This window comes from Chitinophaga sp. YR573 (genome assembly GCF_900110995.1).
Lineage (GTDB): Bacteria > Bacteroidota > Bacteroidia > Chitinophagales > Chitinophagaceae > Chitinophaga.
Genome location: NZ_FOJF01000002.1, coordinates 43,475 through 64,519, shown reverse-complemented (window position 1 = coordinate 64,519; position 21,045 = coordinate 43,475). Strand labels below are relative to the sequence as shown.

Annotated in this window: 15 protein-coding genes; 2 read left to right on the top strand and 13 right to left on the bottom strand. The window is 42.6% G+C overall.

Translation table 11 applies throughout. The features are described from left to right. Positions 1 to 57 precede the first annotated feature (57 nt). From BMW86_RS20340 to BMW86_RS20320, 5 genes are all read right to left on the bottom strand, one after another. Positions 58 to 945: a glycerophosphodiester phosphodiesterase family protein gene (locus BMW86_RS20340; protein ID WP_089783785.1), complete on the bottom strand. Its 888-nt coding sequence runs from the start codon at positions 943 to 945 to the stop codon at positions 58 to 60. A gap of 2 nt (positions 946 to 947) precedes the next feature. Then, on the bottom strand, positions 948 to 1,958 hold the full coding sequence (locus tag BMW86_RS20335) for a FecR domain-containing protein (RefSeq protein WP_089783784.1): 1,011 nt from the start codon (positions 1,956 to 1,958) through the stop codon (positions 948 to 950). Between the two features lie 79 nt (positions 1,959 to 2,037). Next, complete coding sequence (locus tag BMW86_RS20330) at positions 2,038 to 2,553, bottom strand: RNA polymerase sigma factor (protein ID WP_089783783.1); 516 nt, start codon at positions 2,551 to 2,553, stop codon at positions 2,038 to 2,040. Between the two features lie 107 nt (positions 2,554 to 2,660). Then, positions 2,661 to 4,004 carry an alpha-L-fucosidase gene (locus tag BMW86_RS20325; RefSeq protein WP_089783782.1) on the bottom strand — a complete coding sequence of 448 codons (1,344 nt, stop codon included), beginning with the start codon at positions 4,002 to 4,004 and terminating at the stop codon, positions 2,661 to 2,663. Between the two features lie 158 nt (positions 4,005 to 4,162). Further along, entirely contained in the window at positions 4,163 to 5,038 is an 876-nt protein-coding gene (locus BMW86_RS20320; RefSeq protein WP_089783781.1) for a TlpA family protein disulfide reductase, read from the bottom strand. Positions 5,039 to 5,193: 155 nt separating this feature from the next. Here BMW86_RS20320 and BMW86_RS20315 point away from each other — a divergent pair, with 155 nt between their 5' ends. Both BMW86_RS20315 and BMW86_RS20310 read left to right on the top strand, forming a co-directional pair. Next, entirely contained in the window at positions 5,194 to 6,096 is a 903-nt protein-coding gene (locus BMW86_RS20315) for a lysophospholipid acyltransferase family protein (protein ID WP_089783780.1), read from the top strand. Between the two features lie 8 nt (positions 6,097 to 6,104). Beyond that, positions 6,105 to 7,079: a fatty acid desaturase family protein gene (locus tag BMW86_RS20310; RefSeq protein ID WP_089783779.1), complete on the top strand. Its 975-nt coding sequence runs from the start codon at positions 6,105 to 6,107 to the stop codon at positions 7,077 to 7,079. Between the two features lie 372 nt (positions 7,080 to 7,451). Here BMW86_RS20310 and BMW86_RS20305 read toward each other — a convergent pair whose 3' ends face one another. The 8 genes from BMW86_RS20305 to BMW86_RS20270 all read right to left on the bottom strand — a co-directional run bounded on the left by BMW86_RS20305 (position 7,452) and on the right by BMW86_RS20270 (position 21,045). Then, positions 7,452 to 9,440, bottom strand: a complete 1,989-nt coding sequence (locus BMW86_RS20305) for a RagB/SusD family nutrient uptake outer membrane protein (protein WP_089783778.1) — start codon at positions 9,438 to 9,440, stop codon at positions 7,452 to 7,454. A gap of 252 nt (positions 9,441 to 9,692) precedes the next feature. Beyond that, positions 9,693 to 10,847 carry a hypothetical protein gene (locus BMW86_RS20300; protein ID WP_089783777.1) on the bottom strand — a complete coding sequence of 385 codons (1,155 nt, stop codon included), beginning with the start codon at positions 10,845 to 10,847 and terminating at the stop codon, positions 9,693 to 9,695. After that, entirely contained in the window at positions 10,844 to 11,842 is a 999-nt protein-coding gene (locus BMW86_RS20295; protein WP_089783776.1) for a DUF2157 domain-containing protein, read from the bottom strand. Before BMW86_RS20295 ends, BMW86_RS20300 begins: the two co-directional genes overlap by 4 nt. 80 nt (positions 11,843 to 11,922) lie before the next feature. Then, the gene (locus BMW86_RS20290) at positions 11,923 to 12,966 is read right to left on the bottom strand and encodes an alpha/beta hydrolase family protein (RefSeq protein ID WP_255372971.1); all 1,044 of its coding nucleotides are present in this window, start codon (positions 12,964 to 12,966) and stop codon (positions 11,923 to 11,925) included. Positions 12,967 to 13,025: 59 nt separating this feature from the next. Beyond that, positions 13,026 to 14,969: a TlpA disulfide reductase family protein gene (locus BMW86_RS20285; protein ID WP_089783774.1), complete on the bottom strand. Its 1,944-nt coding sequence runs from the start codon at positions 14,967 to 14,969 to the stop codon at positions 13,026 to 13,028. Positions 14,970 to 14,971: 2 nt separating this feature from the next. Then, the gene (locus tag BMW86_RS20280) at positions 14,972 to 16,342 is read right to left on the bottom strand and encodes a RagB/SusD family nutrient uptake outer membrane protein (protein ID WP_089783773.1); all 1,371 of its coding nucleotides are present in this window, start codon (positions 16,340 to 16,342) and stop codon (positions 14,972 to 14,974) included. An 11-nt stretch (positions 16,343 to 16,353) separates the two neighbouring features. Continuing rightward, positions 16,354 to 19,986 carry a SusC/RagA family TonB-linked outer membrane protein gene (locus BMW86_RS20275; RefSeq protein WP_089783772.1) on the bottom strand — a complete coding sequence of 1,211 codons (3,633 nt, stop codon included), beginning with the start codon at positions 19,984 to 19,986 and terminating at the stop codon, positions 16,354 to 16,356. A gap of 42 nt (positions 19,987 to 20,028) precedes the next feature. Continuing rightward, on the bottom strand, positions 20,029 to 21,045 hold the full coding sequence (locus tag BMW86_RS20270) for a FecR family protein (protein WP_089783771.1): 1,017 nt from the start codon (positions 21,043 to 21,045) through the stop codon (positions 20,029 to 20,031).

The window sequence follows — 21,045 nt, the reverse complement described above, 5'->3', positions numbered from 1 at the left end:
ACCGTCAAAGTCAAATGACTAAGACGGCCTGGATTTCTATGGCAAGAATAATTAGTTTTATTTTTTCTGATAGCTACCGGCTACGCCTACCAGCCTGTCGGGATAATCAGTAATCATCCCATCAACACCATAAGAGATCATCTTCTCCATATCACTTACCTCATTCACAGTCCAGGGAAGAACTGCTACTTTTGTATCATGCGCTTCCTTCACCAGCTCCGGTGTAACAAGAGAAAAATAAGGACTATAAATATTGGGGGTAAACCCAAGTGTTTTGATATTATTCGCAAAGCTCTCCTTGTTCATAATCAGTAAAGCGGTTGTCTGCTTAGGAAAATCTTTGTGGATGATCTGTAATGTTCTGATATCAAAAGACTGAACAGTAACCCTGTCAGCTATATGTTTTTTATTGATCACGTCCATTACCAGAGCAGAGAATACATCAGGAGCCGGATGATAAGTACCATCGCCCTGTGGAGAACATTTAGTCTCCATGTTATAATAAACAGGTTTCAGGTGATGCAGCTTTACATAGGCTTCCACACTGTCTATCAGCTCAGACAATAATGGTTTGTATGTTTTCATTTTACGCTGATCATGAAACTCGGGATGAGGTTTGGTGCCGGCATCGAATTTACGGATGCTGTCGTAAGTCATTTTATACAACGCATAATTTTTCTCATCTTTCTTATTAATGTCTGTACCATCGGGTTTACGCATAAAGTCGGCAGACATATACACATCATGTGATACCACTACTTTATTATCTGAGGAGATGACGCAATCCAGTTCCAGTGTTCTCGTACCAAGGTCTATGGCGTGAATCATAGCAGGAATGGTATTTTCCGGCATTAAAGCACGCCCACCACGATGCGACTGTACATCTGTTTTTTGCTGGGCGGATGCACCTGTTGCTATTAACAGAGAAAGAAAAATGTATTTCATATTTAGTGGTTTTTCTTTATGATAATCGTGTCGTGTAACTGGGCTATTGTAAGATTGTTCACACTTTTCATTACCTGTAATACTGTCATAAGTGAATCTGTTCGCTGAACAGCTCCTGTGAAATAGCTTTCGGCCAGTTCTTCCTCATCATATATGATTTGTACCCGGTATTTGTCAGATAATGCTTCCAGTACTTTACTGATGGGTATATTATTAAAGTCCAGGGTACCTTTACTGTCTTTTTCTTCAAGCACTGTTACGGCATCTTTTGCTGCATCATATTTCATCTGCTGGCCGGGAGAAAGGTATACGGGATCTTTCCATCCTGTTGTTTGTTCTTTCCCTGCAGGCTTTATCATTACTTTACCGCTGTACAATTTTACGGTTACTCCATATTTATCCTGAGCTATATTAAAGATGGTGCCAAGTACGGTAGTAGCGGTAGCTCCTGCATATACTATAAATGGTTTACGCTGGTTTCTGGTCACTTCAAATGATGCATGTCCCTGCAGGAAAATCTCTCTTTTCTGTTGTACAAATGGTTGTTTAAAGCGAATTACACTATTTTTAAAAAGATGTACTGTGGATCCATCCGGTAAGGTGATCACTTCTTTTTTACTGGTATTGTTTCGTTTTTCCTGCCAAACTATGCCGGCGTTCCTGTTTACAGTATCATTATCCGGTTTTTTCAACGACGCCAGCATAGCAGGTTTGCTATTATTTTTTTGAAATAGTAAAAATGAGATGATCAATAATGCACTTGCCGCGATGGCAGTCCATACATTTCTTTTTACTTTCCTTATTCCAAATGTCTCTGTGGTTATCTCCTGATATATTACCTCACTCAATTCACCTGGCAGTGGGGTTTCCCCATCCGCGTCTTCCCACTCCTTACTTAAGTGATGTTGTAACACAGCAGGATTTTCCTGTAGATAGTCGGCTATCTTTGTTGCTTCCTCTCCGGAATACATTCCTTTTAGAAAACTGTCTATCTGCTCGCTTGTTAGTTGCATGAATTGGTTAATATCAAAATTGATTACGCACAGTAATAAGAGTACCCCCTGCTGTTAACATTTAGATAACAAAGATAAGTTAAAGATGAATGGACCTGATATGGCGTAAAGCCTTTGTTATATGGTCTTCTACAGTTTTAACGTGGATAGACAGATGATGTGCGATTTCTTTGTTGGTAAAGCCATGAGTTAATCTTAGTTCTATTACTTTTTTACGTACGGGTGGCAAATTGGCTATAGCAGCGTTCAGGTAATTTACCTGTTCGAATTCCTGCATAGGGTGCGCGACGGTATGGTTATCACGCATTCGTACTGCAATGTTTGCCTGCATGTTATTTTGATGTGTCTCCCTGCGGTAGTGATCCACCAGGATCGAGTTGGCAATGGTGAACAGCTGTGTCTCTATTGTAAATTCTTCTTTCAGCGTATGCCTGTATTGCCAGAGCTTAACAAAAGTCTTTTGTGTCAGTTCCTTTGCAATATCATGCGAATCATTCCTTTTGAGAAAAAAGCGGAATACTTTCCTATGTAACAGATCGTATATCTGTTTGAACACCTTTTCGTTTCCATCATTCAGTTGAGAGATTACACTCATTAAATACAGCAATTTGCGACAGTGATCTATTGGCAAGGAAGAATGCAAATTGGGTATAAATGTTGAAACGTAAAGTTATGTTACTGTTAACAGAATATTAACAGGTTTTACTTCGCACCATCAATCGTACTTTGTTTATAATTGCTGACAGCAGGTTTATATTTTACATTTTCTATTTTGATGACTACCGGGTTAGGCCATTTCCTGTCTGTATAAAAACGTTGCCCGTTTACTGCGCTGATCAGTAAACCTACCGGGGTGGATTGTACGTAAATACCGGCATCGAATCCTTCTTTGTATTCTACCAGCTCACTGCCATAACCTAATATAGATACTTTGGTATGTTCATTACCTTGCAGGGTACGTAACACCAGGTCTTTACGTTCTCCATATTTCCAGTCTTTTCCACCGGGAACGAACGCATAAACGGTGCTGGTATCCTGAGCGCGGGTGAACCATATGTTTCCTTCATGAGAGATGTTCCAGGGTCTTACACCACTAACAGATTCGCCATTCGCCAGGTTCCAGAGGGCGAGCTCACGGAGCAGCGCTTCCTGTTCTATCTGGATTTCGCCATCCGGTTTAGGACCTACGTTTAGTAACAGGTTACCACCTTTGGCACGGGTTTCTATCAGCATATTGATCATCTCTGTACCGGACTTCTGAGGGTCATTGGTAGGTTTGTACTGCCAGTCGGTCCCCATGGTGAAACAGGCTTCCCAGGGGCCGGGCAATATGGCATCTGGTAATTCCTGCTCAGGAGTGTTCATTTGTCCGCGGGTGACAACGATCTCCGGTTGCAGTTGCCAGGCGTATTCTTTCAGACCTTCGGCAGGGCCGTCGAAGAAGATGAAGTCTATCTTACCATAGTTGGTGAGTAGTTCTTTTATCTGTGATTTATCATAAGCCATTAGTCCGGGATTCTTTTCAGGGAAATGCTGTGGAAGCTGCATCCTGCCAATGGGAATATGGTGCTGATAGAGGTAGTAAAAGTCTTCCGGCGAGTAGTACACCCCAATAGCGATGCCCTGCTTACGAAAGGCATCAAAAATGGCCCTTGTAGCATCCTTTTTAAAGGGGGTATTCATGATGTTGAATGTTGTGGTTTTAGTATCCCACATGCAGAAGCCGGCATGGTGTTTAGCTGTGAATACCACGTATTTCATACCAGCCAGTTTGGCTAATACGGCCCAGTCGTCCGGGTTGAATTTGTGCGGGTTGAATGTTTTAGGCAGTTCTTCGGTGAAACGCTTCAGGTAATCATCGGAAGCCCCCGCCATTGAATGACTGATAACAGCTCCTACCTGTACGTCCACACTCCAGTGGATGAACATACCCAGGCCCAGGTCCATAAACCACTTTTCTTTTTCAGGAGTATTCGATGTTTTTTGCGCGTTGGCATACAGACATACAACAAGGCAGATTACTGCCATCAAAGAACGTTTCACCATATAGTTCACATTTCGGATGCGATAATAATACGGAGAAAAAGCTATAAATGCAAGAAAGCTATTTGTGGATAGTGATTCAGTTATTTTTTTGTGATGATGCTTCGCATCATCACAAAAAAATAAAGGGGTTTTGCAGGGCTTCGCCCTGCACCCAATAATCAAAATATTTCTGCTAATTTCTTATCCAGTGCGGTTTCATCCTCCCCGCCTTCTCCATACCGCCCTATAATCACACCGTTCCTGTCTATCAGTATCTTAGTGGGAAGAGAGCGAATCCCGTATCTATCATTCAGATCTATCTTCTTCATATTCATTCCACGAAGCACATGATGCCAGATACCTATCTTGTCCTTTGCAACAGCCTTCCGCCATTCCTGCGGCTGTTTATCATTATCAGCAATCCCTATTATCGTAAATCCTTTACTGCTGTACTGATTAAACAGTGCTATCAGATGAGGATTACCATGGCGACAGGGCACACACCAACTGGCCCAGAAATCAAGTAATACATAACTACCTCTGAAAGCTGATAACTGTAATGGCTTGTTATTGATATCTACTGTGCTGAAACCGGGTGCCACACTGCCCGGTAAACCTGATATCACCTTTTGGATCTCCTTTGCTACTGCCATACCGTATTCGCTATTCCTGATAACCGGAGATAAACTGTTGTAAAGATGCTGTACGGAATCCAGCGGGAGTGCATTAACAAAATAGATCAACTTCCTGGCACTGACATATGAATCAGGATGTGTTGCTATAAACTGTAGTGTAAGGTCCTGTACACGATTATTGTAAGGCCCGAACTTGTCATGTATAGCAGCCAGCACTTCCTTCAGGGAATCCAGCACATGATCATCAGCCTTATTTTTTACGGCAGCTTCATACACATCACTCTCCTTATCAAACTGTTTGGAAAGGGCTTTAATTTCATTTTCTACCACGGTGATGGCACTATCCAGCCTGGCAGACTCCTGTGCATTTGTATTTGTAACGCATAGGGTCAAACCACATAACAGCAACAATGTCCTCATTGAATTTTATTTTATTCGCCACCCAAAGTACAGCAATATTTAATCGTCTCTAGGGGTATACTGTAATTTTATCGTTAGTTCCTATGTGTTAAACTCTTGTTATACAACTAAAATACATTTTTTTAAATTTTAATATATCGTATTTTGTGTCGAATATGCCAATGTATTTTTTCGTTTTACCGTTTATTTACCTGATCTCCCTATTGCCGTTTCCACTGTTTTATGGGGTGTGCGACTTTATGTTCTTCATGCTGTATTACGTTACGGGTTACCGTAAGAAAGTAGTATTGCAGAATTTACGTAATGCATTCCCGGAAAAGTCAGAAAAGGAAATCAGGGGTATCAGCAGGCGCTTTTACAGGTATTTCTGTGATTTGCTGCTGGAAACGTTTAAAACGCTGACTATTTCCAGGGCCTCTGCCATTAAACGCTGTAAACTGACGCCGGAAGCACTGGCGGTGTTTACCCGTTATGCAGAACAGGGCAAGAGCATTATGGTCGTAATGGGCCATTATGGCAACTGGGAATGGGCGGGAAATACTTTCAGCCTGGAGTGTAAACATCACCTGTACGTGGTATATCACCCCCTGTCCAATAAACATTTCGACGGACTGATCTACAGAATGCGGAGTCGTTTCGGTACCGGGCTGATCCCCATGAAAGATACTTTCAGGGATATGGTGAGCAATAAAGGAGAGCTGAGCGCTACCGCTTTCATTGCTGATCAGACACCTGCGCCAACGAGTGCTTTCTGGACCACCTTCCTGAACCAGGATACACCTGTTTTCCAGGGAACAGAGAAGATTGCCCGCAAGCTGAACTACCCGGTAGTATATGCCAAAGTACAAAGGGTGAAAAGAGGATATTACGAGATTTCGGCAAGAACGCTGTTTGAAGAACCCGCTAAGACAAGTGATGGTGAAATTTCTGCTGCTCATACCAAAGCACTGGAAGAGGACATCTGTAAACAACCGGAATACTGGTTGTGGAGTCACAGAAGATGGAAACACAAACGTCCGGAACCAGTTAAAAAGACAACGTCACCAATTATATACTGAAACCTACAATGCTTCAAGGAAAACAACTGATTCTGGCTACAAAACCATTTGCCAAAGAAACACCGTGGAAGAGCTGGTATTATACGCTATCAACAGCAGCTATCCTTCTGGGTCTTTATGCGGGTGTAGCACTCATTCCATTTCTGCCTTTCCGCATATTATGCAGTGTTCTCTGCGGACTGGTGATTGTGAGGATGTTTGTAATTTATCATGATTACCAGCACCACACGATCCTTTATAAATCTAAAATTGCTGATTTACTGTTCTCGGCTTTTGGTGTTTTTATACTGGCCCCTGCCAGTATCTGGAAACGCTCTCATGATCATCATCATGCACATAATTCCAAGCTCTTTACTGCCAGCATCGGCTCTTATCCGATCATGACAAAACAGAAGTTCATGGAATCCACGCCGGAAGAACGCCGTGCGTATCTGGTGCAAAGGCATCCTTTAACTATTCTCTTCGGATATTTCAGCATGTTCCTGGTAGGAATGAGTCTGCGTTCTTTTTTAAGCAGTCCTTCCCGTCATTTTGATTCATTGCTGGCATTGATATTACATTTTGCAGCAGGTACGCTTATATTCATTTATATGGGCTGGCTGAGCTGCTTATTGCTATTGGTAGCACCTTTCTTTCTAGCCTGCGCTTTAGGCGCTTATCTTTTCTATGCACAGCATAATTTCCCCGGGGTTACTTTCAGGGATAAGGAAGGCTGGTGTCATGAGAATGCGGCTATGGCCTCTTCCAGTTATTTGCTGATGAATCCATTCTGGAACTGGGTAACCGGTAATATCGGTTACCATCATATTCATCACCTGAACTCCCGTATTCCCTTTTATCGTTTGCCGGAAGTAATGGCAGCGATACCGGAATTACAACAGGCTAAAACTACACGCCTAACGCCTTCTGATATTATTGCATGCCTGAAACTGAAGGTCTGGAACCCTGATGTAAATGCAATGGTGGGATTAAATCAACTATAACCTTATACTTAAATAATTGATAATGAAGCTCCTGGCAGATTGAAACCTGTCAGGAGCTTTTTTACTATAGCTCATAAGGCACTGATATTCAATCTATATGAGGGTATAAGCCCTATATAAGCCCACTATAAGTCCACTACAACCTGTATACAAGCCCACCTTATTTAGAGTGGGCTTATATAGGGCTTAAAATCCTGTTATTCCGGGGATAATCTACTTAAAGACTGCCTATAGCTATTATATATGGATGAAGCAAAGTAAAGGGGAGCAATAGTTTCCGAATGCTAAAAGAACTAAAAAACCCTTTATTCACCTGCCTTTTGCAAAGTGAATAAAGGGTTCAGTTAAGCCCCGTTAGCAGCTTTTATAATTTTAGTATCCCGGGTTCTGTACTATGTTTGGACTATTCAGGAGTACATTTGCAGGGATCGGCAACAGGCTGCGGTAAGACTGGTATCCTTTGCTGGTCAATACCTCTGCAGCTAAGTTCCAGCGTACCAGGCTTGCAAAACGGAACCCTTCCTTGAAGAATTCTTTCTGATAGGTATCTTTAAGCGCTGTTCTTGCTTCATCTAAGTTAGTCATGGTCAGAGCAGGCATACCTGATCTGTCACGGATAAGGTTGATGCTGGATGCAGCACCAGTCAGGTTACCCAGTGCTATATCAGCTTCTGCATCGATCAGCCAGAGTTCTGCGATACGGGCTACCGGACAGATACTGTGATTCCAGTAAGTGAGGAAATCAGCAGGATAAGCACCAGAGAGGTCCCATACAATCTCAGAATTGGTTGCACTGGCGTAAATCTGTGTAGAATCAACCAGTGAATAATTACTCTGAATTACTTCAACTGCATAGTTGCCTGCTACGTTGAAATTACCTTTAACTATAGCAATACGGGCCAGCAATGTTTTGGCAACACCTTTCGTTACTACATGAACTGCTCCGGTAGCAGGTAAAGTATTCAATGCAATGCGCAGTTCATTCTCAATAAACGCATATGTATCTGCCAATGATTTACGGCTGATACTGGAAGGCAATGTCAGATCATTGGTCACGGGCAGACCACCGAAATAAGTAGCCAGTTCCAGGTAAGCATAAGCTCTCAGCGCTCTTGCCTGTGCAGCTATCACAGAAGTATCTCCTATCTGGGGTAGACTCTGGATAATCCTGTTTAAAGAAGTGATAGAAGAATATTCTTGTCCCCAGATATTGGCGATCTTACTATCAGTTGCAGCGAAGGTGAACTGATCATAAGCACACCAGCCGGCAAGTGCTGAACAATCTGCATCATCACTCATCATACCATCCAGCATTACCAGCGACTTATGCACTACACCTACCTGTGTAATAACACTGTTCAGGCTCGTCTGTGCATCTGCCAGAGTAGTGAACAACTTCATGATGGAATTCTTTGGATAACCGATCAGGATCTTCTGCGCGGATATCTCTCCCTCATTCACAACAATAGTACGGGGAGGAGCAACTCCTCTATCGTTGGTGTTTATGACACCATCCATGTTTAAGTCTGCATAACGGAAATCACCGATAGTGTACCCATACTGTAAAGGCATTTGGGCCTCGACTTCTGCCTGCGTCTGGAAAACACTGTCTGTACTTACATAAGTATTACCATTTGCATCCGGCCAGATATTAGACAGCGCATCTTTTTTAACTACTACAAAGTAAGTAGCAACAGGCAGCCCCGTAAAGTGCGCCACACCGTCATTATTTGTAAGAGCAGTAAAAGAAGGTGTATTGTTCTGATATTCCGCTATAGTGAGATACAGGTTTACAGTAGCACCGGCAAGACGCTGTCCGCTGGGGGTGTTTGGAGACCACTTTGTAGCGTCGTATACGGTTACATCTGTACCACCCGGACTGGTAGTAAGCATTTTAGCGATGCAATGCACCACCTGGCTGCCGGCTTTACCATCCCGGATAGTTATAAGCACACCGTTAACATAGATTTTACCGTCTATAACTTTCACAGTAAATACTTTACCGCTGAGAGTAGTCAGTTGTTTGCCATCTGTGAGGTCTGCGGCTTTGAATACGCCCTTCACGATATGACTTTTGATGATGCTATCCGGAAGATCATTTCCCTTCGTTTTAGCGCCTATATCGTAGCTGCCGATAGTTTCGTTACCGGGAGCGAATATGGTGAGTCCTCCGCTGGCATCAGCAGTGCTGATGGTGATCTTTTTAAAGGCTGTTTCAAATTCACTCAGGGAATCTACGCCTGCCAGGTAAGCAGAAACTTCTGTAACTGCTACAGGCTCGGTGGACTGTGTTGTTTGTGTGTCTTTTTTGGAGCACGCGAAAAGGCCGCATACCAATAAAGGATAAAGGATTTTTTTCATATAGGTTGTATGTTGATCAGATATATAGACGGTTTTCGATATTGCCCCTTTTAACAAGAATATAGGTTCAGGTTCCTCACAATGGGCTGCAATATAGTAAAATATTTAAATATATAGGAGAGCTAACTTATCGAGTAGATTTATTTTAATCAAAAAACCTTTCATTTTTTCTGATAGTGCGAATGCACTATCAGAAAAAATGAAAGGTTTTTTGCAGGGCTTCGCTCTGCACCCAAAAATCAAACTGAGTCACTAATAACTTCCACTAGCTCCTCCACCACTACCGGTTCCTCCTCCGAAATTAAACTGGTCTCCCTGCGGGGCCTGTTGATTAAAGGATTGTGCAATGATAACGGCTTCCAGCTGGATAGCATCTGTTTTATCATCATCTGTTTGTTCTGAGGTAAAGCCGTTGCGGGATGGCATCAGTAATTTAGTAACACCGTATGCCAGTGCAATAAGGATGACACCACCGAGTGTCATGGCCACTTCAATAGGTGCTACACTATGATAGGTACGGATCGTAAATACGATAGCAGCAACGAGAAAGAGGCCGGTACGAATCAGGATGCTGTCCTTTTTACGGATGCCCGCGAATATGTAAATGGGTGGTATTATTATCGTAAAGATCCAGAAAATCCATGCACCGGGAATGCTTTCTCCAGGTTTCAGGTACAGATCAAACATCTCATTACTGGCTTCTCTTACTACGAAGTAATTACCTGCCAGGTAAAGCGTGATCAGAGAAAGAATCTGGATCATTTTCAGACAGCTGGCATAATGCCTGCAGGCGTGTATTGCAGTGAGCTTACGCGATAACAGGTAAGTGCCCAGAGATACACCCATCAGCATAAAAGGGATAACCATACGCCCTGAATATATGAGGAGAGAGAATGATAATGTAAGAAAGGCAAGGTAGGCTACAATGCTCATCGATACATCTGCAAAACGCAGTACAAACAGCATTGATAAAATCAGGAACAAGAGGCTCATTCCTGATAAACTTACATGTGTGTCTGCAAGTACAAAAACAGCACCGGTAACAGCTCCCCCACTCATCCACATCAATGCAGCATCTACGCCTGATTTATAATGTTTCTTTTCATTTACCATATACTCAACAGCACCATACAAACAAGCGCCAAAGAAAAGTGTGAGTCCTGCAATGGCAGTTTCTCCACCTCCCATAAATATCAGGCAGAAAAGGCCGAAGGAGAAAAAGACAACGACCAGTGTTAGTATAAACAGGCCAAACCTCATATAGATATTTGGCGTGTAAAGATCTACAGGGTAAGCAGTTTTGATCTGCTGAAATTCTTCTGCCGTAATACAGGTTTTATCCAGCGCTTTTTCCGCGGCTTCAACTACAGCAAGATTATCGAGTGTTTTACTTTTATAGGAGATCATGCTTTTTTCAATTTTCTACTGGTGTTCATAAGGAATATCACAGCGCCTATGCCGGAGCCTATAAAGTAAAGCAGTCCTGCATAAAATGCTTCTATACTGTTTGCTGCAACCAGCAGTCTTACCACTACATAACTCACTCCGACATATCCGTATAATGCCACGATAAGCAGGAAATAAAAGGAACGTTTCTTTAAAGCCTGTGTATAGAAGAACGCAGTAGCCCCTGCCAGTAACAGGAACCAGAGCATGTAACTGTTGTCCGGTTCATAGGAAGATCCTAAGCCACCACCCATTAATCCGGCAAGACAGGCAATCATAAAAACATGTACGCCGAAATTGCTGTAGGTAAATGCAAAATGTTTCTTACGATCCAGGCGATCACCCATGTATGCAACGAATACCAGCAGTAAGCCTACGAAAATACCTGTGTAAATGATCCGCTGACTGGCGAAGTCATTGGCAGATAACAGACGCATAGGAGTAACCGTTAGTCCCAGCCAGGCCGCGAAGTTGGTAATCGCCATACTCAATATCCCCAGGTGATCGAAGTAGTAAGCACTGAACAGTAGTACCAGCATCGGGAAGAAAGTGGCCGCTCCGTAACGTGTACCAAATACATTGTATTGGATCTGTAAGTAAGTGATGAACGTGAGGAAAGTCAGACAACCCAGTAACAACACATAATCAAAGAAGCCATTGGGTGCTGCTACCCTGTTCCACGAGAATGGTAACTTCTGCTTAAAACAGTAGAAGAAACAACCTGCACATACCAGTGCGATCATGGCCAGTATAGCCTGATGCCCGATCGTATCAATATTCTTGTAGATTAATATGCCCAATCCCCCGCTTAGCAATAATACGCCGAGGTAAAGGATGGTTTTCAGCTCCCAATGTAAAGAGAACAATTTATTCCTGGAAAGTACACGTACTTTCTCTGTGGAATCTGGGGAAATCAAGCCTTCCTGCTGAAGCTTTTCAAACAAATGTATATCCATGACTGCGAAAAATATAACATTTATTTTACTTTAACTACTCATTGGCTTAAAATGTTCATTTTCAAACAGATAAAAGATCCTCACTTATGCTTATCCAGCCATTCCTTCATTTGTTGCAACACTTCCGGAGCGAAATCTTCTTTTAAGGTAGCAGGTTCCTGCATGGTACAGGTGATGCAATGCTGAAAAAGGTGGTTCAATCCCGGGGCCACTATTACCTGTATATGCTTCACGTAATGTTTGTAGGTATCCAGGTTCTCTTTATAATCTACCATCAGGTCTTTATCACCGTTGATAGCTAATACCGGGATCGTTAACTGCTGTAACCAGGGAACAGGGTCAAAGCGGATATGATAACGGTACCAGGGACCGGTAGCCTGTCTGATATAGGATTCCAGCGGAAAGAAAAAGTGACCTTTCCCCTTCTCCTGGTAGCCTTCCACTTTCATTTTTTCATCATCCAGTACCTTCCATGCTGCATAAGCAGCTCTTAGATGCTGTTCCAAATCCGGGGAATCCGCATAAGCATAGGCAGTATCAAAAAGCATGGTGTTGACGAGGTTATGCCTGTCCTGCGACTGCTGAGAGATCCCGGCGCTGCTGACAATAGCCTTATTCTGCAATTTAAGGGCTGTTAGGCCGGGTGTTGCCAGTCCGGCAAGACTGAGTATAAAAGCAACGTCTTTACTCTGTGCAGCGGCTATATAAGCGACTGCTCCCCCTTCACTGTGTCCTATCAGTCCGATCTCCTTGGGATTGATCTCTTTTCTTGTTTTGAGGTAACTGATACCTGCGAGTACATCTTTTGCGAAATCGGCAGTAGTGGCCTCTTCGTATATGCCGGTGGTTTCACCCGTACCGCGGTCATCTACACGTAATACAGCATAACCATTGCTGCTTAAATAAGTGGCTATGGTCAGGAACATTTTATGTCCTGCCATGGTGCCATCCCTGTCCTGTTTACCGGTTCCGGAAACAATGATCACTACAGGGCATTTCTTTTTAGTCTTTGGAATCGTTAAAGAAGCCCCGAATTGAATAGAGCTGTCTGCGTTATAGTAATGTATGTTTTCGGTGGTATCTTTTAAAGGCAGTAATGCCATTAGTATCGCTGCTAGTATCATTTTTTTTAAAATAAGAGAGGAGTAGTAAATACTACCCCTCTGGTTCATCACTCTTTAATTTATTTTGCCAGTTCAATCATTGTAATCATTTCGTCTGCCAGTCCGCTGGGACTACCTTTATACCCTACTGCCGCAAAACGGATGTTCCCTTTTCCATCTATCACAACTTTAAATGGGATACCGGAAGTTTTGATCAGCGTAGCATATGCTTTGTAAAACTCATCTCCATTATCGAACAATACTTTAAAAGGATATTTCTTCTCTTTTATAAATGTTGTTACTTTTTCCTTGTAGGCAGGATCACGTTCCTGTGTATCTACAAAATAGAAAACTACATTACTGTCATTCTTAAAATGTTCCTGTGCCATCTGCATACCGGGCATGCCGGCTTTACAGGGAGCACACCAGGTAGCCCAGAAATCAAGTACAACTACCTTTCCGGCCTGTGCAGACAGTGAGACCTCCTTCCCATTCAGATCTTTGAGTGTAAATGGAGCAGCAGGTTCATTGACCATCTCTTCCTTTACCTGCTCCTTCATCAGCTTCATGGTATTCGCATCTTTCATAGCAGCCAGGTAAGCATCAAACCCTTCACTTTTCCCATACTCTTTCTTCAGCATATCCAGGATCACCCCAGAAGCCTGGTTCAGCCGTACGCTGTTATGCAGCACGGAAGACAATTCCTTCTTCTTACCTGCTTTCTGTAATAATGCTGCCTGTATTTCGTTCAGCGTTGCATTACTATACTGTAATAACTGCTGCGCATAGGTAGCCAGTTCCAGTGCTTCTTTATCCCTGCCTGTTTCTTTTAAGATACTGGCATGTGTGATGTAATTCCTGGTAAACATTTTATCAGTGTACTCATTCCATTCCTCTGGTGAATAGTACCAGTACTCTGTTGGTTTTGTTTTCTTCAACTGGTAAAAGCGGTCCATGATAGGCTGAGAGAAGGAATACGCTCTATTTGCAGGCATTGTTTTCCAGTCGTCATAAGGGATCTCCACCATTTTGTAATATGCCAGAGCCAGCGTAACCAGCGAACTATTGCCAACATACGTTCTTAACACCGCTGTATCATTATTCGCAATACTGATAGCAAATATGTCGCGATATACTTTATTGTAATCAACATCTGCTGCCTGATCCAGCGCATACGAAGCAGGAAAGTCTTTCACAAACTGTTTCCATAAAAGCACTCTTTTAGCAGGATCTTTTTCTGCTGATGCGGTTTTATAAGCTACTTTCTTTTGCAGGATCCCGTTTGGATAACGCTGTTGCATTACAGCGCGGAGAGAATCTGCTACGGCCGGTTCCTTCATATATTTCTCATATACTTCTGCTGTTGTATACAACTCTTTTTCCGTTGCATCCGGCAGATGCAGCAGGTAAGAAGCCGCTTTGCGAAGCGCAGGCAAGGTTGAAGGATCACCATTGCTTAATTGCTCCATGTTAGCCAGGGAACGGATATATATTTCAGCGAGTGGCCTGCCAGCACCATGAAAACGGGCCACTTCATTACCTATCCAGAAATAAACAGCAGTATCGCTGATATTATATGAATTGAAATAATTGGGAATACCCATGTTATAACGGGTTGCTCTCAGAAGGCAGTAACCGGCATAGGTAGATGCACCCTGCACGTTGCCCGGGAAATATAACATCCGGTAGTAACCACTGTCTCTGTTATTATCTGTCACATCACCGGCTCTGAATTTAAAAACAACAAAACCTGCTGCGGGCGGTAATTGCAGTGTAGCCTTGTAATCCTTATCCAGTGGTATGTCTGCTACCGACCAGCGATAGGTAGTATCGTAATAATAGGCTACTGCCTTTACCGGTTTACCGGTTGCCAGCATGGCGCTATCAGGACGATAGGTGAATGTTATCTGCTGTCCTCTTTCCGGTCTGTCTGGTGTCATGGACAGGTTCTTCTCTGTCTGTGCGCTGGCAAGACTTCCTGTACCTATCGCAATCGCCAGGATGATGATTCTTCTGAATGTCATTATTATGGATTTTGTACTATTTCCGGGTTATAGCCAATGTAGTATTGCCCTATCGGAAATACATACCTGTTGCTGTTCGGGTCTAATGTGTAAGTGATGCCCTGCCAGGTACGGGTATACGTACGACTGAATAAAGGATCGTTTTTCAGACGACGCTGATCATACCAGGGAAGATGACGGCAGAAAAATTCACGGCGACGCTCATTAATCACCTGTACCAGTGCATCGTTTGCATCAGTGGCAGTCAATGCAACATAGTCTGCTGCTTTGAAGCGTTTTGACCTTAACTGGTTTACTATATCAATAGCAGAACCGGCACTGCCACTACGGGCCAGACTTTCTGCCTTTATCAGCATCATTTCAGGCACGGACGTACCGATATTACGCGTCTGATACGTAGATCTTTCAAGTGCAAAGAAACGGCCCGTATAACCGTTACCAAGGTTAGTGGCAGCATCAGCAGTGAAAAGTACATAACGCATATCTGTTGTGCCTAACAGATTAAGCAATTCATCTCCCAATCTTAAGGTAGTGGGTGAGTAAGCAACAGAAGTATAGGCTATTTTACCAAAAATGATCTCAGGATTTTGCAGTTTCGTAGGATAACTGCTGATAGTTCCCAGGTCATTCAATCCGGATTTTAATAACAAAGCACTGTCTGCATACGACCCTGCGCTTGTGTAATTACCCATGAACAGGTATAGGCGTGCCAGTAAGGAATAGGCTGCTGCCTTGCCGGGCAATGTATTGAATGCAGTGACCTTTGGCAAAGCGATAAGCGCGCTTTTCAGATCTGCTTCCAGCCGGTTATATACAGTAGCTACAGTAGCACGGTCCAGTTTAGCATCCAGACTGGGTGTTAACAATAACGGTACCCCCAGGTCTGAAGAAGCAGTGGAAGCATTATATGGTTTGGCATATTCGTTTACCAGATTCAGATAAGCATCTGCACGGTGTACCAGTGCTTCTGCAATCAGTTCATTCTTTACTGAATCTGTACTACCTGTACTGGAAGGTACTTCTGCAATGATCGTATTACAGTTGTAGATACGTCCGTAATAAGTATCCCAGTCCTGGTCCCTGTCGACCGCTGTTGCATAAATAGGCGATTGCCAGTTATAACAGTTCTTAAAAAAAGTATAGTAGCTGTTACCTGTAATACTGGCCTGCTGAATACTGTCTGTAATATTAACATCCGCAGTGGCGATATCAGGTAGCTGACCTCCTCCTTCAAATGTACTTGTACCGTTCAGCAGATACCTGTAGTTGATAGTTTGTTTTGGTATCAGGCTGCCCTGTGTTTTTATATCTGTGTATTTGCTGCATCCTGCTGTAAGTATCAGTAGTAAAACAGCTATATATTTAGTGTTCATGCTTTTTAAATTTAAAAGGTCACATTTACCATCAGGTTGTACTGTACTGTTGGCGGCATATGCATTGCTATGCTCAGGTTCGGCAGAAAATCAGGGTCTATGCCTACTTTATTCTTTTTCCAGATTAATCCAAGGTTACGTACAGTACCATTTACCCGCACATTTTTAGCCAGTATTTTTCCAGCGATGCTTTTAGGCATATCATAACTCAATGATATTTCACGCAGGCGGATATAATCTCCCGGCTGTACATTCAGGTCTGAGTAGGCGTAGCGGAAAGTACTGAGAGCTGCGTATGTACCACTTATGCCGGGTACATTGGTCGTTGCTTCATCTCCCGGCTTTTGCCAGCGTTGGGCAATGTCTGCATTCAAATTGTAATCAAAGCGCCTGGTGCTTGGATAAGATGCTACAGTAGGTCTCATGAACACACTCCCAAAACTGTAGGTTGTTAATATAAATAATGACAACTGATGGTAACGGAAAGTATTGGTGAAAGACCCGTAATAAGGAGCAGTAGAACGCCCTGCATATTTTATGGCACCAATATTAGTTACCGGCTGATTAGCTTTCAGTTTTTTACCATCCTGGTCATATACCTGTGTAAGACCGGTACTGTCCAATCCGGCGAATTTATATGCCCATACTGCATCTACAGGATAATTCTTTATCAATCCACCACTTAAACTCGAAAAGAAGGAGGTGGTAGCTTTAAACCTGTTATCAGTAATTTTATTACTGTTGTATGAGAAGTTCAGTCCCATATTCCATCCATATGATTTATTATCAATAATGGCCCCATTCAATCCTAAATCAATACCATTATTAGACAGCGTCGCTCCGTTCAATGATAATATGCTACCATTAATACCAGTATAGGTAGGATTCACATCAAATGAAGAAATCAGATCTTTTCCTCTTTTGGTATATACATCAATACTACCGCTAATACGACCATTCAGCAACGAGTAATCAACCCCTGCATTAAATACACCCGTTTTCTCCCATCTTAATGCCGGATTAGCGACTGAGCTTATAGACGCATAAGGAAGGCCGGTCTGCCAATCGGCAGAACCTACACTGATATTTGTGAAGGGCATAACTTCCTGGTTAATATTCCCATTAATACCATAGGTAACACGCAGGGTGAGGTTATTAACCCAGCTGACAGGCTGCATAAATTGCTCCCTGTTGATATTCCAGCTTACACCGGAAGACCAGAAAGGTTTAGCACGGTATTTTCTATCCAGACCAAAATTATTATAATCATCATACCTTACACTTCCTGACAATGTGTAGCGTCCCATCAGCGTGTAGGCAGCATTACCATAATAGGAAAGGAAGCGTTTAATCCTATCTATTTGTGAAGGGGCTCCATATAAAGAACCTATACTATAATTATAAGTATTGTAGAACACTCCATATGCAGGCGTCTGACTTAAACCGGTGGCTAAATTATATCCCCAGAGTGTGGACAGGTTCTGACTAACCATTGTCTGACGGGTTTCCATACCAGCCAGGGCATTCAGTTCATGGATCTTACCTATTTTACCATTATAGGTAAACTGCGCACGCGCGCTGTAGTTATTAAAAGAAGAATTATTAAGACTGAATATACCACCTTTAGGAACACCCGTTACCAGGTTACCACCTGATACAGTAGTCCCGGTATTATAAATGTTCTTATTAGTGAAAGTACTATCGCCATAATAATAGCGGGAACTATAATAGCTACGTTCCATTGCATAAGCAGCCGCAAAAGCCAGTCCTTTGTAGATAGGAACATTCAGGTTTAATGTTCCGGTATAGTTATTATCATGTGTACTATTGTCAGACATCGTTAATTCATCCAGGTAACTATAACCCCAGTTCTGGTAACCGAGTGACTGTAATGAATCTGCATAGTGCCGGCCTGTTGTATAATAAAACCTGTTATGAATATCATTATAAGGCATAAATGTTCTGCCACCGCTCATGAGAGCACCCATCCCTATACCATTTGCCGTATAATTAAAGAAGGATGCCTTTAAACTTGCAGACAGTGTAATCTTCTTGATTATTTTAAATTCCTGGTTAGCGGTAAGGGTCATTCTTTCTCCGGAATTTCCTTTTGTACTGGGCATTTCTTTGGAATAAGAACCAGAGAGGAAATAGGTGTGTACCTCACTTCCACCACTTACAGACAGGTTGTAAGACTGACTGGTAGCACGCTGCATCAGGTATTTTGTAATCTGTCCGTAGTTATTGACAGCGCTCATCTGCGCAACCTTTGCATCATATTCTGCCTGTGAGATTCTGCCTGACTTTAATTGAAAGGCAAGATCTATTCCATCACTGGCATAACTCTTTACACCAGGTGTATACTGATTATAAACAGATGCCAGTACAATTCCTTTATCCACCAGTTCCTTTTCGTAGGTCAGTTCCTGTGAGGAGTTCATTAGCTTCAGGTATCCGATATCGGGTTTGTCCTGTGTACTGAATCCTACTGATACATTTACTACCGGCATGCGGGTACGTCCTTTCTTTGTTTCTATCACAATTACACCGTTAGCAGCACGCGCACCCCATATAGAAGCTGCTGCTGCATCCCGCAGGAAAGTAATCTGAGCAATATCATTGGGGTTAAATGTTTTCATGTCCAGTTCTGTAGGAAAACCATCTACAACTACCAGCGGGGTCTTTTCACTTCTGATGGTACTGGTACCTCTTATGTTGAGATTATAATCGTTGGCACCGATTGTTCTTGTATTACTGGATGGAGCAGGTGTAACGTTGTCATATACAAAGCTGTTATCACCAGCAGTTATTTTCATCTGCAAACCGGGAACAAGACCTTCCAGTCGCTGGATAACATTGGCCGTAGGGATTTTCTCCAGTTCTTTACTGGTGACAACACCAAAGGAACCGGTGGCACGTTCTTTAGGCAGATTAGCATAACCGGTGGACACTACTTCTACCGGTTTCAGGTAACCTGTCTTATCTTTTAATGCCACCTGGTAATATACTACCCTGTTGATGGCTATCTGCTGGGTTTCATACCCTATAGATGATATCTGCAATGTTTTTACAGTGACAGGGATTTTGATTTCAAACTCACCACGGGAGTTCGTCATTACCATGTTTCGTGTACCGGGAACCATTACGGTAGCTGAGGATACAGGTGCCAGGGATTCATCAGTCACTATGCCCAGTACCATGCGGATCTGTGGCGTACTATCTGTTAAGTTGTACGAAGGAGTACTGACGGAAGGTAATTTCCCGGAAGCTGCTTCTTCGGGAGGAGCAGCTTCTGCGGGTATTACATGGTTGGTATTTGAATCTTTTGATTTAGCTGGCTGTTTACCATAAATAGCATACTGAGTGGCGCCTAACTTTTTAAAATGCAGGTTAAATGGTTTCAGTACGGTAGATAAATAATCTTCTACTTTTCTGAAGCTGCCATCAATAGTAGTATTTACTCTTTTGTTGGAGACCAGTTCATCTTCATAGATAAAGGAAACATTAAACTGTTTTGATGCATTATTTAAAGCATCCTTCAATGTTTGTGTTGGTTGATTTTGGTCGGTTACGGCAGCAAACATCTGCAAGCTGCTGCAAAGCAGCAGGCAACAGAAGGCCGCAATCCTTTTCAGATTGATCATGCCCAGAGCATTTTAAATTACAAATAATAGAACCTGTCCCTCTTAGTTGGTAGTTACGATAATGGTTGATCCCTGTTGCGTAACATTTGCGTTCAGAATAACGGCTAATGCGTCCATTAGCACCTGTTTATCTTTCATATCAATCTCACCGCTTATTTTCTTCTGTAGCAGTGAGGAATCGCTGAGTTGTACATTATATCCCCAATCATCTTCCAGCATTTCAAAAAAGGCAGCTACAGTTACCTGATCCAGTTGCAGTTTTTGCTGCTGCCAGCTGGTGTAATTGCTCACCGGTACCTGTTTCTTTACAAGCTCTTTTTTGCTGTATACAGCCATATCTCCCGGTGCTGACAGCAACAATTGTTTATCTTCATCCGTTACCAGTACCTTTCCGCTGTTTAATACTACAGATGTAGTTCCACGTCTGCTGCGGATATTAAAAGAGGTACCTAATACATTAATATCAATCTCTTCGCTGTGTACTTTAAAGCCGTCCGGATTTAAATGTTTTACATTAAAGAATGCTTCTCCATTGATCCATACTTCTCTCTTGTCCCAGTTTTTGCTGTAGCGGATAGTGGAGTTACCATTGAGCGTTACTTCAGAGCTATCCGGCAATATTAATTTCTTTACTTCTCCAAAATGAGAGGCTATCTCTATATTATTATCTGTATTGGTACGGAAAATCATCCAGGTAGCAACGATGGCTAATATGAATATAGCAGCTGCTTTCCATATGATGTTTAATCTTATTGTAGATCTTGGTTTGATCTCTTTATAGATATTTTCCCAAAGCATGGCCGGCTTTTCCTTTACCACGTACATGGTGCGGGCAATGGCAGCTGCTCTGTTTACATCTTCGGCTTTCTGCGGGTAAGTCTTTTTAAAATCTTCCCAGAAAGCGGTATTTGTTGCATCAGGGAACCTTACCCACTCCAGAAAATAAGGTGCCGTCAGCAACTGATGCATGGTATAATTGGAATAGTTATGAACGGAGTGTGTCATAATAAAAGCGCTGTTCTGTATATAAAAGAAGACAGGGGACAAAAAGTGCCCCAT

Coding starts and splice junctions, on each gene's coding strand:
- BMW86_RS20340 (WP_089783785.1), bottom strand. CDS start 945: ATGAAATACATTTTTCTTTCTCTGTTAATAGCAACAGGTGCATCCGCC.
- BMW86_RS20335 (WP_089783784.1), bottom strand. CDS start 1,958: ATGCAACTAACAAGCGAGCAGATAGACAGTTTTCTAAAAGGAATGTAT.
- BMW86_RS20330 (WP_089783783.1), bottom strand. CDS start 2,553: ATGAGTGTAATCTCTCAACTGAATGATGGAAACGAAAAGGTGTTCAAA.
- BMW86_RS20325 (WP_089783782.1), bottom strand. CDS start 4,004: ATGGTGAAACGTTCTTTGATGGCAGTAATCTGCCTTGTTGTATGTCTG.
- BMW86_RS20320 (WP_089783781.1), bottom strand. CDS start 5,038: ATGAGGACATTGTTGCTGTTATGTGGTTTGACCCTATGCGTTACAAAT.
- BMW86_RS20315 (WP_089783780.1), top strand. CDS start 5,194: ATGCCAATGTATTTTTTCGTTTTACCGTTTATTTACCTGATCTCCCTA.
- BMW86_RS20310 (WP_089783779.1), top strand. CDS start 6,105: ATGCTTCAAGGAAAACAACTGATTCTGGCTACAAAACCATTTGCCAAA.
- BMW86_RS20305 (WP_089783778.1), bottom strand. CDS start 9,440: ATGAAAAAAATCCTTTATCCTTTATTGGTATGCGGCCTTTTCGCGTGC.
- BMW86_RS20300 (WP_089783777.1), bottom strand. CDS start 10,847: ATGATCTCCTATAAAAGTAAAACACTCGATAATCTTGCTGTAGTTGAA.
- BMW86_RS20295 (WP_089783776.1), bottom strand. CDS start 11,842: ATGGATATACATTTGTTTGAAAAGCTTCAGCAGGAAGGCTTGATTTCC.
- BMW86_RS20290 (WP_255372971.1), bottom strand. CDS start 12,966: ATGATACTAGCAGCGATACTAATGGCATTACTGCCTTTAAAAGATACC.
- BMW86_RS20285 (WP_089783774.1), bottom strand. CDS start 14,969: ATGACATTCAGAAGAATCATCATCCTGGCGATTGCGATAGGTACAGGA.
- BMW86_RS20280 (WP_089783773.1), bottom strand. CDS start 16,342: ATGAACACTAAATATATAGCTGTTTTACTACTGATACTTACAGCAGGA.
- BMW86_RS20275 (WP_089783772.1), bottom strand. CDS start 19,986: ATGATCAATCTGAAAAGGATTGCGGCCTTCTGTTGCCTGCTGCTTTGC.
- BMW86_RS20270 (WP_089783771.1), bottom strand. CDS start 21,045: ATGGGGCACTTTTTGTCCCCTGTCTTCTTTTATATACAGAACAGCGCT.